This is a genomic window from Bradyrhizobium sp. CCBAU 25338, assembly GCF_028128965.1.
In the GTDB taxonomy this organism is placed as follows: domain Bacteria; phylum Pseudomonadota; class Alphaproteobacteria; order Rhizobiales; family Xanthobacteraceae; genus Bradyrhizobium; species Bradyrhizobium liaoningense.
On sequence record NZ_LFKY01000039.1, the window covers coordinates 274,291 to 287,930 of the forward strand.

Annotated in this window: 13 protein-coding genes and 1 pseudogene; 2 read left to right on the forward strand and 12 right to left on the reverse strand. The window is 63.1% G+C overall.

Going from position 1 to position 13,640, the window contains the following annotated elements; translation table 11 throughout:
* Nucleotides 1-365: 365 nt before the first annotated feature.
* From ACM42_RS23285 to ACM42_RS23325, 9 genes are all read right to left on the reverse strand, one after another.
* Complete coding sequence (locus ACM42_RS23285; protein WP_271530122.1) at nt 366-833, reverse strand: hypothetical protein; 468 nt, start codon at nt 831-833, stop codon at nt 366-368.
* On the reverse strand, nt 817-1,731 hold the full coding sequence (locus tag ACM42_RS23290) for a DUF2950 domain-containing protein (RefSeq protein ID WP_271530123.1): 915 nt from the start codon (nt 1,729-1,731) through the stop codon (nt 817-819). Before ACM42_RS23290 ends, ACM42_RS23285 begins: the two co-directional genes overlap by 17 nt.
* Nucleotides 1,728-3,368, reverse strand: a complete 1,641-nt coding sequence (locus ACM42_RS23295; RefSeq protein ID WP_271530271.1) for a DUF3300 domain-containing protein — start codon at nt 3,366-3,368, stop codon at nt 1,728-1,730. The genes ACM42_RS23290 and ACM42_RS23295 overlap by 4 nt, the downstream gene beginning before the upstream one ends.
* A 128-nt stretch (nt 3,369-3,496) precedes the next feature.
* On the reverse strand, nt 3,497-5,380 hold the full coding sequence (locus ACM42_RS23300; protein WP_271530124.1) for a sensor histidine kinase: 1,884 nt from the start codon (nt 5,378-5,380) through the stop codon (nt 3,497-3,499).
* A gap of 96 nt (nt 5,381-5,476) precedes the next feature.
* A complete protein-coding gene (locus tag ACM42_RS23305; protein WP_271530125.1) occupies nt 5,477-5,758 on the reverse strand; it encodes a hypothetical protein in 282 nt (93 codons plus the stop codon).
* Nucleotides 5,755-6,546, reverse strand: a complete 792-nt coding sequence (locus ACM42_RS23310; protein WP_271530126.1) for a DUF2092 domain-containing protein — start codon at nt 6,544-6,546, stop codon at nt 5,755-5,757. Before ACM42_RS23310 ends, ACM42_RS23305 begins: the two co-directional genes overlap by 4 nt.
* Nucleotides 6,547-6,630: 84 nt before the next feature.
* Nucleotides 6,631-7,047 carry a hypothetical protein gene (locus ACM42_RS23315; RefSeq protein ID WP_271530127.1) on the reverse strand — a complete coding sequence of 139 codons (417 nt, stop codon included), beginning with the start codon at nt 7,045-7,047 and terminating at the stop codon, nt 6,631-6,633.
* Nucleotides 7,048-7,058: 11 nt separating this feature from the next.
* Complete coding sequence (locus tag ACM42_RS23320) at nt 7,059-8,297, reverse strand: HlyD family secretion protein (RefSeq protein WP_271530128.1); 1,239 nt, start codon at nt 8,295-8,297, stop codon at nt 7,059-7,061.
* Entirely contained in the window at nt 8,290-8,745 is a 456-nt protein-coding gene (locus ACM42_RS23325) for a hypothetical protein (RefSeq protein ID WP_271530129.1), read from the reverse strand. Before ACM42_RS23325 ends, ACM42_RS23320 begins: the two co-directional genes overlap by 8 nt.
* A gap of 149 nt (nt 8,746-8,894) precedes the next feature.
* On the opposite strand from ACM42_RS23325, the gene ACM42_RS23330 reads away from it, so the two are divergent.
* Both ACM42_RS23330 and ppk2 read left to right on the forward strand, forming a co-directional pair.
* A complete protein-coding gene (locus tag ACM42_RS23330; protein ID WP_271530130.1) occupies nt 8,895-9,350 on the forward strand; it encodes a hypothetical protein in 456 nt (151 codons plus the stop codon).
* Between the two features lie 44 nt (nt 9,351-9,394).
* Nucleotides 9,395-10,195 (forward strand): polyphosphate kinase 2, encoded by an 801-nt coding sequence (ppk2, locus tag ACM42_RS23335; protein WP_271530131.1) that lies wholly within the window; start codon nt 9,395-9,397, stop codon nt 10,193-10,195.
* A 209-nt stretch (nt 10,196-10,404) separates the two neighbouring features.
* Here ppk2 and ACM42_RS23340 read toward each other — a convergent pair whose 3' ends face one another.
* The 3 genes and pseudogenes from ACM42_RS23340 to ACM42_RS23350 all read right to left on the reverse strand — a co-directional run.
* Nucleotides 10,405-10,839, reverse strand: coding sequence for a hypothetical protein (locus ACM42_RS23340; protein ID WP_271530132.1), 435 nt, complete (start codon nt 10,837-10,839; stop codon nt 10,405-10,407).
* Between the two features lie 606 nt (nt 10,840-11,445).
* Entirely contained in the window at nt 11,446-13,137 is a 1,692-nt protein-coding gene (locus ACM42_RS23345; RefSeq protein ID WP_271530133.1) for a SulP family inorganic anion transporter, read from the reverse strand.
* Nucleotides 13,134-13,460: pseudogene (locus ACM42_RS23350) on the reverse strand (DUF1275 domain-containing protein); the annotation flags it as partial. The gene ACM42_RS23345 and the pseudogene ACM42_RS23350, both read right to left, overlap by 4 nt.
* Between the last annotated feature and the right edge of the window lie 180 nt (nt 13,461-13,640).

The following is a 13,640-nucleotide window of genomic DNA, read 5'->3' on the forward strand; positions in this document are numbered from 1 at the left end:
TCCTCGCTTGGCGAGAGCAACAGCCTGGAGAACCAGCTTGCTTTCCGAGGATAGACCAACTGATCACACGTGAGGTGCCGCTTTTCACCTGCCGCGATGTCGCGGACGCGCCACATTGCTTCAAGTGCGCGCCTGCGATCGTGACTGCATGAGAAGCAAGGGGATCATGCAATTGAACTTGTTCGACGGTCGCTCCCGTAGGAATTATAGGATCGCTCACGTTTCCACAAGCCGGTTGATTCAGGCCAGTTCCGGTGCGGCGAACGCACGGCGCGCAATAGTCGCCCCCTGAGCTGGCGCAGATCACCCGTCGGACGACCGATCGAAACAAGACATGACGATTGCCGGGCTGCGATGCGCGCCCGTCATCTCAGCGAGATCGTGATGTGGCTGAGATTGGCGGCGAATTCCACCCCGGCCTTTGGTCCCTGCAGCACCATCGTGACGCCCTTGTCGTTCCGGAGATGGACGCCATTGACGCCGCCGACCAGCGCGGCGCCGCCACCGACGGAACTGTAGGTGCCGGCGAAGTCGCCGATGTGGCGAATTCCTGACGCCCAACCATCGAGCCGGCCGACCGTCGCACCAGCGGTGATGCCCAGGCTGACGCCAGTCATGCGGAACGGATAGTCGCGGCCACGATAGGTCAGAACGCCGCTGCCGGCGCCACCACCGACCAGCAGACCCGCCTTCACGATCTTGACCCGCACCTGGCCGGACGCTTGGGCAAGCGACGGCGTCACCGGCACTGAAATTGCCAGGAGCGCCAGCGCCGCCAGGCGAATGACGAACGCCCGCCGTGCAGGGCGCATGTGGTCACGGCTTGGCAGCATCGACTTTCTTCCAGGTCTGGTCGGGATCGAACAGCGTGATGCGCCGCGCGACGAACTCCGTCCGCCTGCCGAGGTCCTTCTGGTAGACGGTGCCGGCGTGATTGACCAGGAAGGTCATGACGCCGGAATTTCCGTACTCCGCGGGCCAGGCGATCAACGCGAAGCCGCCGATCATCTTGCCCTTGACCACGTAGTTGAGCGCGCCGCCCGGCGCATCGGACCCCTGCCCTTTGAGGATACGGAAGTAATAGCCGTGATACGGCGCCGGTCTCTCACCAGCCTTGTAGCCTTCGGCTGAGGCCTGTGCCGCCAGCGCGCCAAGCGGGCTCGGGTCGCTGTCGTCCCACCAGAACAACCCATCCTTCTTGCCGGCCGTAGAGACAATGCGTTGCGCGTAGACGCCTGCGCCCTCGCCGCGATCCTTGTCGGCATATTCGTTCTGGGCATCGACATAGGCGAGACAAGTCTGGATCGCATCGAGCTCGTTGCGGCCGATACGGCGACGAAGCACCTCGATGCGTCCCTCGTCGGTGTCGAACTCCCAGCCCGTTCTGGTGTTGACGAGTGGAATCGGGAACGGGAAGTCCTCGGGTCCGAGCATCAGCGTGGCCTTCTTGTTGCCCTCCGCCTTGATCGCATGCTTGGAGTCATACATGGAGACGAAGCGTGCACGGATATCGGCATCGGCGACCTCGTCTCCGGACGAGACGATGTCGGCCGCCGATCTGCCGAGGACCTTCATGATCTCACGCGGACCGCTCTTGACCGCCTCGGCGAGCGCGGACCCCGCTTCCTCAGGCGTCCGGTAGGATTGCTGAGCCAGGCTCGCGGTGCACATCAGCGCGAGCGCCATGACGCTCGGCAAGACAGCGCGACGACATGATTTCAGACCGATCATGGCGTTACCTCCGCCGGGATCGTCGCGCCGGCGGCGAGCCAGTCGCGGTAGGTGCGGAATTTCAGGCCGAGCTTCTCGTAATGGACCCGCAGATACCCGTCGCTGCCGCGCATGACGGCGTTCGGCATGATTTGCTCGACCTCCTGCGCCATGACGCCGACATAAGCCTTGTCGCTGCCGATATAGCTGAAGCGATAGTAGCCGAGCCCATTGCCGAGATGGCCGAGCAGGACGACATCATGCTTCAGCGCCACATCGGAGCGCCGGCCGCCGCCACCACCGCGGCCGCCTCCTCCGCCGCGGAAGCCGCCGCCACCCCCCATCGACATTCCGCCGCCACCACGGCCGGCCATGCTCGGTCCGCCACCGCCGCGCGGCATGCTCGCCATGCTGGACCGACCGCGGGCCGACGCCGCGGCCGCCGACCGCCCGGACGAGACGTTCATCGCGCCGCCACGATTGCCACCACCGCCGCGGTTTGCCGCACCGCCACCGGCGCGGTTCGCCGCCTTGGCGCGATCGCCGCCACCTTTGGCACGATCGCCGGCACCTTTGGCACGATCGCTTGCGCCCGCGCGATCGCCGCCGCCCGGACGATCTCGCGCACCGGCACCGGCGCGATCCCCTGCTCCCTGACGATCGCCGCGATCGCCCGCACGGTCACCCGCGCGATCGCCAGCACCCTGACTAGGACGCAGCACCTGATTGCCATCACGGCCGCGGAAATCCATGCGGTCCGACGCGCCGGCCTTGATATTGTTGTTGCCAAAACGCTGCGACACGTTGGCATTGTTGTAGCGCACGCCCTGACGATGTGTCGGATTGTGCTGCCAGCCGGCGTTGATGTTGGTGGCCCGGTGATTGACGTAGACGTTGCGGTTGCCCCAATTGCAGCCGCCTCCCCAATAATTGCCCCAGCGTCCGATCGCCCAGGCCGTACCGAACGCGAGACCCGCGGCGATTACGCCGGCGCCGATATACGACGGATATCCGAAGTAGTAGGGAGGATATTCTGCGTAAGGCCACGTTCCGTAGACCGTTGCCGGATCATAATACGGCACGTAGATCGCTTCGGGATCCGCCGACTGAATCACGACGACTTGCTTGTTCTCCTGGGTTTGAACGCTGACCTTCTGCTGCTTCGTCGTAGCAAGCTTCTTGTTGTCGTAGGCCTTGGTGCGCAGGCGCTGGATCGCGTCCATCACGTCCGGCTGCTGGGCGAGGAACGCATCGCCCAGATTCTTGGTCCAATCGATCTTGTCGCTCATCATGGCGAGAACGTCCGCAGTGCTCGTGAGCGCCTTGACACTGTCATCCCAGGGCTGCTTGTCGACCTCGGTCTTCAATGCATCGCCCTTCAGCGACTTGCGCTCCTTGAGCCATCGGTCTGCCTGGACCACCTCCAGTGGGTAGGTGGAGGCGGCCAGCACGTTTGCGAGCAGATCGTCCGGGTAAAGCGCGATCGGTGCCACGAGCGCCTCGAGCTGCTCGGGCTTCAGCAGTTCCGCGGACGGCGCGGCCGGGCTCGCCGGTTGCATCGCCGGTGCCGCTGGCTTGTCGGACGTCTGCGCGAACGTTGCGACGGGTGTCGCCATAAGCATCATGAGCGCAATCAGGGTCTTGCCGCTACGAAACATCGCATCCTCCATCGTCGAGGCAAGTGTCAGCATCGGCGCGCCAAGCCGGCCTTCGTTGACAAAGATCAAAGAAACCCCGCGCAGGCGATTTGCTGCGATGCGCCCGTCGACAGTTCGGCGACCGACGGTCAATGCACGATGGGCAGCCTGATCGTGAACAGCGCACCGCGCGATGGCCGGTTCTCGGCAGCGATGTTGCCGCCGTGGGCTTCAACGATGGTCCTGACGATGGCAAGGCCCATGCCCATGCCTTGCGGCTTGGTGCTGAAGAACGGGTTGAAGATATTCTTCACGTCTGCGGGAGCGATCCCCGGCCCGCTGTCGCCGATCCGGATCTCCGCAAACGCATCGGACTGGGCCGTTGCCACATGGATCTCCCGCTCCGTCGTACCGGCCTGCGAGATCGCGTCGATCGCGTTGATGATCAGATTGAGAATGACCTGCTGAAGCTGAATGGGATCGCCCTTGACCCGCAGCACGCTGGCGGATGGCGCAAATTTCAGGGCAATTCGGCGCCCATCGCTGACGGCGGACATCAGCCTGATTGCCTCGCCCACCGTGTCGTTGAGGTCGATATTGGCGATCTCGAACGGCGTCTTCTTCAGGATGCTGCGCAGCCTGCGGATCACCTCGCTGGCCCGCTGGTCGTCGCGCCGGATATCAGCGAGAATTTCTCCGATTTCCACCAGATTGGGCGACTCGCTCTTCAACATCAGCTCCGCCGTCTCGGTGTTCGTCAGGATCGACCCCAACGGCTGATTCAGCTCGTGGGCAATCGACGTGGTCAGCTCGCCTGCCGCCGCGTATCGGTTGACGTGGGCCAGCTCCGCAAGACGCTGCCGGGACTCGACCTCGGCCACGAGCCGCCGGCGTCGCTCGTAAAGCAGGCCGCCGATCAGACCCGCCTGGATCAGGATGACGGTGGCGAGCATTGCGATCTGCCAGCGGTACGTCTCCCAAAGGCCCGCCTGCCGAAACAGTACTTCGCTTCCAGTGGGAAGGTCGCTCTCGCTGATGCCCCAGCGCTGCATTTCACGCCAATCGTATTTCGGAGGCCCGAACTGGAGGGGCTCGAACTTCATCGTGCCTGGTCTCTCGCCGGCCAGGATGCGGATCACGGCTTCGACCGTCTTCGTGGTGGTCGCGCCGATCGAATGCATCGGGCCGCCGACCGTATAGCCGTTGAAAAACGGCTCCTGATAAGAAAATATCGGAGCATTGGCGACGGCGCGAAGACTGCGCAGGGCAAGATCGCTTTCATGGACAATGCCGGCCCCGTCGACCGACATCAAGCCCCAGAACAGAACCGTGTGCGGCGGAAGCACCGATGCTCTCTTCAGAATCTCGTCGAACGACAGTTCATTGTACCAGACGAAGGCCACGCGCCCTTCGAAAGGTGCCGTCTCGCGCTTGATCTCGTCGAGCCAGAACTTTTCCAGGCGAGAGGCGCCGATCACGACAGCGATCGTCTTCGTCTCCGGCAGGACCTTGAGGACACCGTTGAACGCAGCCGTGAAGTTGTTCCGGACGGAGATCACGGTGTCGTTGTCGGTCAAGTCCGAGCGGTTCACCAGCCGCTCTTCGACCGCGGTCAGAACCATCGGCGTATCGGGAAAAAGCTGATCGCGATATTTCTGGACAAATCGTGCAGCCGGCGCCCCGATGCTAACAACAACATCTGGGGGGACGCCCGCGTAAAGGGAGCGGAGATAGTTGACGAACGGCTCCTCAGGCCCGGGATTGTTGAACCGTGCCGTCAGCAGGGTGTGCTCCTGGACATCGAGCGGCCACTGCGCCTGCTGCTCCAGCGCGGCCTTGATGCTCAGCGCATACTCGCTCCATGGGCGAAAGTCTCGCCCGAAAGAATGCAGCAACAAGATCCGTTTGGGCGTGCTACGCTCGGCACCCATCGCCGGCGCGGAGACGACGACCAGAAAGGCGACCAGGCAAGCGGCGAGACACGCGGCCCGGCCGGACGAGGCGCCTGCAGCACTGGGGACACGTCCGCTCATGCTCTCTTTCGGCGGCCACAATGATCGAACGGCTCTCATCAAAGCACAATCCGAGCACGGCCGCACGGAAGAAGCGTCTCGCCCTGGCGGGTCTTGTCAGCAGCGCGTCACGACCCGGCCATAGGCATCGACGACCTGAACGCAGGATGAGCCGTAGTAGGCACCGGCAGCTCCCGCCGCTCCTACGGCGACCGCGCGGCGTGTGGTTCTCCGGGCAACACCGGCATAGCTCATGGGAGTCAAGGGGCGCCCGACCCTCGCCTGGGCCTCGGCAAAGAAGCTTCCTTCGATGAGGCCATTTGTTTCATTCGAGGACAATCCGGCGCTGAAGGCGGTTACCCCTGCGGCAAACACGATGACTTTTCGAAGCGCGATCATTTCTTTGCTCCTGTCGGTGTACCAGGGGGAAGCTCGTCGAACTCTGCAATTGCGGCACCCTCCAGATCGACCTTGGTGGCGCCCGCCGGCGCAACGAATGCGAAGACATCGGCGTTCAGAGCGTCAGCCTTCCAATCCTTGATCCGGAGCGTGTATTGCGGCGCCCCGGCGAGTGTCTTGCTGGTGATGACGTATTTGTGCGGCACGGGCTTGGCGCCGGCCTCGATCCAGATCTGCCAGTCCGTGTCCGGCGTGCGGAACGCAAGATGCTCGCACTCGACGCCATCGACGACACCCTGCCCGATATGCTTGCCCTCGATGACGGTGGCCATCAACTCGTCGAACGCATTGGAGAGCAGCAGGTCGGCGCCCGGCATCCCGATGCCGGAACGCGCCTGAAGCGCGTCGATCATCTTGTCGATGGTCCCGGGCGCGTCTGCCTGAACATAGCTCTTGGCATTGTTGCCATAGATCGAAATCAGCTTGCCGTCATAGACCAGCTCGACATCGGCATAACCGCCGGTGCGCCTGACCCGGAGCTTGTCCGGGCGGCTCATCTTGATCTCGCCGGAGCTCGCGAACTGGATCTTCTGGAGTTCTGGCGTGATGATCTCGATGTCGCTGTCGAAGGACGCGGACAGCGTCTTCTGACCGGCGAGATGGTCCGACATCGACTTGAGAATCCTGGCCGGGTCGTCCGCGTGCGCCTGGACGCCGGGAGCGACCACAACCGTCGCTGCTCCGAGCATCGCGTAGATCGTCCTGTGAACACATCTGTTGGATGTCATGTCTATCCTCCCGGGGATGAACGGCACTTGACGCCTGCGCGCACGCAGTTGCTTGACATGCATCAAGCCTACGCGACCGCTTGCTCAGTTGAACGGGCAGCGATGATAAATGATCTCCATGTCCGCCATCCCCGGAAACAGCCGGGCGATGCTGTTCGCGTCGAGCTGCTTCAGGCTGAACTGAACACTGGACAGCATAATGTCCGTTGCGCAGGACGCGACCAGGTTGACATTTGGACCGTCGTCTTTCCGTGCCTTGACCGTGCACCGCGCGAACTTTCCGATCAGTTGCCTGCCATCGACGATGAAGCCGCCGCCGTAGACTTCGGACATGTCCGTGAAGCCGATCCTCCCGCCTTCGCGGGTGAACACCTTGTCGCATTGATCCGCGCTGCTCGCCCAGGCGCCGTTCAGCTCGACCGCCCCCGCGCCGCCGGCTGATGCGAACAAGGCGCCGAGCGATAGCGCTACTCCCGCGACCGGGGCTCTCACATCATACATGCATCTGTTCCTCATCCGTGACCGCCCCCGAACACCAGCGTCTTGAACGGCAGCAGCAAAGCCTGGATGCGCAGCAGCAAGGCATGCACGAACCCGATGCCGTCGATGACATGGAGTGCGATCTTGCGGCCGGTCGACGTCTTGGGGTCGACGATCTCGTCGTGATTGCTGGTGTAGGCATTGACGATGCAGCTGCTGCCGGCCGTCACCCCGTCGAGACCGCCTTTGTAAAGCGGTTCGAGGAACACGAGAATGGTACCGGGCTTGGCGAGGTTCTGCGCCTCGATGAGTTGCTCGCCGGACCGGAACTGCCCCGCTGCGATGTAATCCTGAACGGACGTCACCACCAGAGGGACGATCACCCATGGCTTCGAGATGCAGGTCGCCTCGGCGACCATCCCCTCCCGCATGATGCCGGACTCGATCTGGTCGAACCCGGCTTGCAGCTTGGCCTGACCGGCGCCCTCGGGAATGAGGATACCGGCCGGCCGCATCAACTGATTGACCACATCGCCGGCGCGAATGAGGAATTGTTCAACGCGTCCGTCGACGCCGGCGCGAACGAAGGTCTTGTCCAGGTCAACCTGAGCCTCAGCCCGCGCGGCTTGAGCGCTCGCCTTCTCCGCTGGCAGGAGCGTCGAGACTCGCAAGGCCGCCGACTGCAACGTGGCCCTCGCCGCGTCAATTCCCGCCTGCCGCTGATCGACTATAACCTGCAGCTTCTCGATATCGCGCTGCGGCACGATGCCGGGATTCCGGCGCTGCAGCTCGATCTTGACGTCCAGTTCGTCCTTTGCCTGCTGATAGTTGGCCTTTGCTTCCCCGAGCTGCGCTTCAGCCTTGACCACGTCGGACTTCGCGGTCTCCAGTGAGGCATCGATTTCCGCGACCTTGCGCGTGGCGGTTTCGAGCGCGGCTTTCTGCTTCGAACTGTCCAGCGTGAACAGAACGTCGCCCTTCTTCACTGCCGCGCTGTAGCCGAAATTGACTTCGACCACGCGCCCCGAGCCCTCGGGCAGGATCGGGACGGTCCGGAACAACAGCGCCGCGTTCCGGGTCGCCGGATGGAAGAAGAAGACGCTCGTGATCAGCGCCACCGTCAGCATCAGGCAGCCGGTGATGCCCCATCTGAGCTCGTACCAGACGGAGAAGAGCGTGATCTCTTTGCCGAACCGCTTGCCCTGCGCGAAGCGGCGGTAGAGATAGTCCGGAAGAATCGTCAAGAGTGAGCAGATGGCAAGCTCAAGCATGGCTGGGTACCTTGCTGCCGGATGCCGCCGGATGCAGCTCTTGGGGCCGCGTCTCCGTCGAAGGCGTATCACCGACGGTTACCCGATCGTCGCCGCTCGGCGACGCACCGTCCGCGATCCGTTCGACCGATCCTGCAATGCTGCGCAAGGGCGTCCCGAAATCCGGAAGCTCGATCATCGCAAGCACCAACGCTGCAATCCAGTAGAGATGCTCGTGCGTGAACAGCGCGATCAAGCCCAGCACTGCCACAACCTCGAACTGCAACTTCTGCGTCTTGTGAGCCATGCGCTCGGGCAGGCTGTGCAGATACAAATAAAGCAGCCCGACGCTGAAAACTGCGCCGATCAAGATCAGCCCGGTCGCCACCATCAGCCAGTCGGTCTCACCGGGCGCAACAATGTAGAAGGGCAGATGATGCGGGCCCATCGGGTGCAGCTGCTCGCTCAACGTTCCCTCCTGACCGGGACCGCGTGTCCCCTGAATTGCGCCGAGAGTGACGACCCCGGCCCCGAATTGCTTGATTTGCATCAAGGGAATGCACTTCGCCCCGCCTAGCCTCGATCACTGGAACAAACCAGAAATCAGGAGCCGCCGCCATGCCAGGCATTGACGATCTCATCCCCAGTGCAACGCAGATCCGGAAGGAAGCCGCGCTGAAGGAGGCCGAGAAGGCAGAACAATATGTCCGCGTCGCCGCCGCCGCTGAAGCCGAGAAGCTGGCTTTGATCGAGCGGCTGAGCAAACCATCCGGGAAGTCGGAGGAGGAGAAGATCAAGCTCGCCTCGACCGTCATTCAGCGTGCGGTGCGAAACGGCCTCACGGAAGTGCAGGTCTACCGCTTTCCCAACACGCTGTGCACGGACAGGGGACGCGCCATCAACCAGATGGAGCCCGGCTGGGAGAACACGCTGACCGGCATTCCGAAGGAGATCTTCCAGCTCTGGACGGACTATCTGAAGCCGCGCGGCTATCGCATCGCCTACCAGATCATCGATTTCCCGGGTGGCATGCCGGGGGACATCGGCGTGACCATCTCCTGGGGAGACGACTAGCGTTTTCCTGACGCCGTCGCAGCAGATGTTACGAAGAGGGACGCATGGCAAAGAACGAACCTGCGGAACGAATGAAGCGCAAGGACTATGAGAAGCATCTCGAAAAGCTTCAAGTCGAGCTGTGCCAACTGCAGGACTTCGTGAAGGCGAACAAGCTGCGGGTCATCGTCCTCTTCGAGGGCAGAGACGCCGCCGGCAAGGGCGGCACGATCAAGGCCATTACGGAGAAGGTCAGTCCGCGGGTCTTTCGCGTCGTCGCGCTTCCGGCGCCGTCCGATCGGGAAAAGACGCAGCTCTTCTTCCAGCGCTACATGGAGCAGTTTCCCGCCGGCGGTGAGATCGTGATCTTTGACCGGAGCTGGTACAATCGCGCCGGCGTCGAATATGTCATGGGCTTCTGTACGGCCAGGGAGCACGACCGATTTCTGACCCTCTGTCCTCAAATGGAAAAATACGCGATCGACGGCGGAATTATTCTGGTCAAGATCTGGCTCGAGGTCGGAATGGACGAGCAGGAACGCCGTTTCAGAGCCAGGATCGATGATCCAGTACGACAATGGAAGCTGAGCCCGATGGATCTCGAATCCTATCGTCGCTGGTACGATTATTCGCGGGCCCGCGATCTCATGCTCAAGCGGACCAGTACGAAACACGCGCCATGGTACATCATCCGCTCCGACGACAAGCGCCGGGCACGGTTGAACTGCATCGCACATTTGCTGAAGTCGATCCCCCACAAGCGGATCAAGAAGGACAAGGTCAAGCTGCCGCCACGCTCCGATAAGGGACGTTACAATGACCAGGCGGGCTTACGCGGAATGAACTTCGTCGCCGAGCGATATTGACCGCAGCGACGCTCAACGAACATCAGGCAACGTCGGTACAGCCGCGCCGATTCTTCGAGGGATTCGGCAATGGCTTCTGATGAACTCAATCGAGGCTCATGAGACGCCATCGCTCGCTCCGGTCGTAGACCGTCAGAAAGATGGATCCATGAAACGCATCCCACCGCGCAGGACGACGGGCCACGCATCGACGCGGCCCGTCGTTCCGCTCATTTGAGGCGAATGGTGACACCGCCCACGGCGGCCGAGACCTCCGCGCCGATTTTCGGGCCGCTCAGCTGCAGGATGACGCCGTTCGCGTTCTGCAGCTGAACCGCGCCGGCCCCCGCGGCAACCGCCCCGCCCGCTCCGCCTACGGCATAGGAGCCTTCGATGGAGGCGGGGCCCCTCAGGTTGAGAGCGCGGCCGACCAGCTTGGTGGTCGAGGCGCCGATCGTGAAGCCCACGCTCATGCCCGACACCGTAAAGGGATATCTCTTGCCCCGAAGCAGCAGAACGCCCTCGCCACCCCCGACGCCGACGATGAGGCCGCCCTTGGTGAAGACGACCGCAACCTCGCCGGTCTCGGCGCGCGACGGCGTGCTGAATCCGGCGACGCCGGTGAGGAAGGCGATCAGGGCCGCATAGATAACAGGCTTTCTCATGGTTTTCGTTTCCTCCTGGAGTTTGACGCCAGACTATTGGGCGAGCAGCAGCCCGAAGTAGCCGAGCCTGCGTGTCGTATGCGCACCGAAAGTCGGTGGGACCAGCTCGGGCACATCGCCGTTGCCATCGTCCTTCGCGTTGCAGTCGCCGGATGCTGGCGGAAGGATCGCGTCGCCAACGCCTGGGTGTTCCGTGTCGCAAGGGCAAGCGACGTTGCCCCATCGCTAGCCGCCGCTGCTTCGCGTAGCGCCCCCATCCGTCGCAGGCCGGGATAGCCGTGAAACTCCCCCGTGATCGAGAGATCGGCCAGCGCCGCATCGTATTTCGCGCGGTCGCCGCCGCGGGCGCATGCTTTTGCAGCATCCACCCGATCACGCCAATCGTCAGCCCGTGCACCGGGCCCCGAAAAGAACCGATCAATGCGCTTCTGCGTGGGCTTGGCGTCCGTGGACATAGGTATCTCCCGATTCTTATCGGTTCGCGCGGAAGGTGATGATGGACCGTGGACGGCGGGGGGCCCGCTCCTTTGATCCACGTCAACAGTCGCGAGATATCGGAGACGCGTTGGTGACTTTGCGCTCGGACGCTTCGCGCTGCAGCAGAGGCTATTTGACTTGAAAGTCGCCGAGGACGCTGTCGAGCGATCGCAGCCACCGCGAACTGTCGGTCTTCTCCGCGAGCCCCTCCGCCTGCAACAGGTCGCGCAATTGCGCATGAGCGCCAACAATGCAGAAGGCGACGTGACGAGAGGCGAGCTCATCATGGAGATCTCGCAACATACGCGCGCCAGCCAGATCGATGTAGGGCGATGCGGAGAGGTCGCAGGCCACCAGCTTGATGTCTGACGACTTCTGCAGGGCTTCGAGGACCACCGCCAGGATCGTTTCGGCATTGATATAGAGGAGCGAGGCTTCGGGACGGAACGCGATGACGCCAACGAGCGGCTCGACGCCGTCGTGCCGGGCGCTGTCGGAATAGCGACCGGTTCCCGGAAGCCTGCCGAGGAATGCAATGTTCGGATGCGATGCGCGCGCCAGCAGGAGGAAAATCGATGCAATCGACGCAAGCAGGACACCCTGCAGGATGCCGAGCAGCAGAACGGCCACGAGCGCAATCGCCGCAGCATAGAAGTCGAGCCTGCTGACCTTCCACATTCGCAGCAGGGCATGGACGTCCACGAGCCGATACACTGCGGCAAAGACGATGGCGGCCAGGACGGCCTTCGGCAGATTCGTCAGAAGTCCCGTGAAGAACAGCAGGCACAGCGCCAGCGCAATCGAGCAGAACAGCAAGGCAAGTGGCGTGCGCGCCCCAGCGCTGTCGTTGACAGCAGATTGCGACAGCCCGCCGGCGACGGGATAGCCGTGACCACAAGCCGCAGCGAGATTCGCAGCTCCCAGCCCCAGGAATTCCTGCCGCACGTCCAGTGCGTAGCCATGTTTGGCCGCGAAGCTGCGAGCAGCCGAGACGCCCTCAATGTAGGCCAGCAGCACACATCCCGCGGCGAGCGGAAAGAGATCGTCGAACTGCAGGAGACCAAACGTCGGCAGCGCCAGCGTCGGCAGTCCCTCCGGGATCTTCCCGGTCACGGGCACGCCGGCGGCCGGCAGGGAGAGCAGCGTGGCAGCGAGGATCGACAGCGCGACGATCGTGATGCCGACCGGCTTTCCCGGCAAAAGCCGTTCGCCGAGCAGCAAAAGCGCGAGCGCCACCGCGCCGATCGTCACGATGAGAAGGTTGGTGTCGCCGATCTGCGCTACGAGTCGCAACGCACGATCGAAGAAATTGTGCCCACCGCCCGCGACGCCGAACAGGCTCGGCAATTGGCTCATGATGATGGTGAGCCCGGCGCCGGCCTTGAAGCCAACCAGTATGCTGTCGCTGACCAGGCGGACGAGGACGCTGAGCTTGAACAGCCAGCAGACGAAGCACAGGACCGCGACCGCAAAAGCCGCAAGGCTGGCGATCTGCGCGTATCGCACCGCGTCCCCGCCGGCGAGCACCCCGACCGTGGAGGCAATCATCAGCGAAATTGCCGAGGTCGGGCCGATCGCGAGCTGCCGCGACGACCCAAGCAGCGCATAGCCGATACCGCCGAGCATGTAGCCATAGATGCCAACCTGCGGCGCCAGACCGGCGAGCGTCGCATAGGCCAGCGATACGGGAATCGCGTACGCGGCCAGCGTTATTCCGGCCACTGCGTCCGATGCCAGCCATTCGCCGCGATAGGCAACAAGCCAGCCGGAGACTGGGAAGAATCGCGACCACCCCACAGGTCGGTCGGACGGCGAGCTCATGCGGGCACCTCGCTCCGTTCGATTTCGCAGCGCAACAGGATGATCAGCAGAGCGGTCACGGGAATGCCAAGCGTGAGATCGGGAATGCCTTTGGTCGCAAAGGCCCCGACGGCCGCGCCCACGCCGAAAGCGACGCAAAGCGCGGCAAATATGCCGGAGCGGCGCAGCGGCCCGCGCGGACCACCACCTGATAGAGCCATGAGAACGCCTTTGGTGAAAGCGACAGTCTGCATCGCCGCGACGAACGAGATTCCGAGCGTGCCGGCGAGATCCGGCAGGCGGTTGTGCAGGGCGCCGATCGTCACCAGCAGCGCGATCTGCACCGTCTCGTCGCGGCGCAGCGAAGGACTGGCGGTATTAGTCAGGCTCATGTTCGTGACGTAGGTCGTCGCGGGTGCATTGGACCATCAAGAGTGGTCTCGCTCGTGAAAGGGTTGACTTGGATCAACCATCCCACTGCTTGCGAGCCCAGCTTGGCCTGCCACGAGGCTCCGGGATCCACG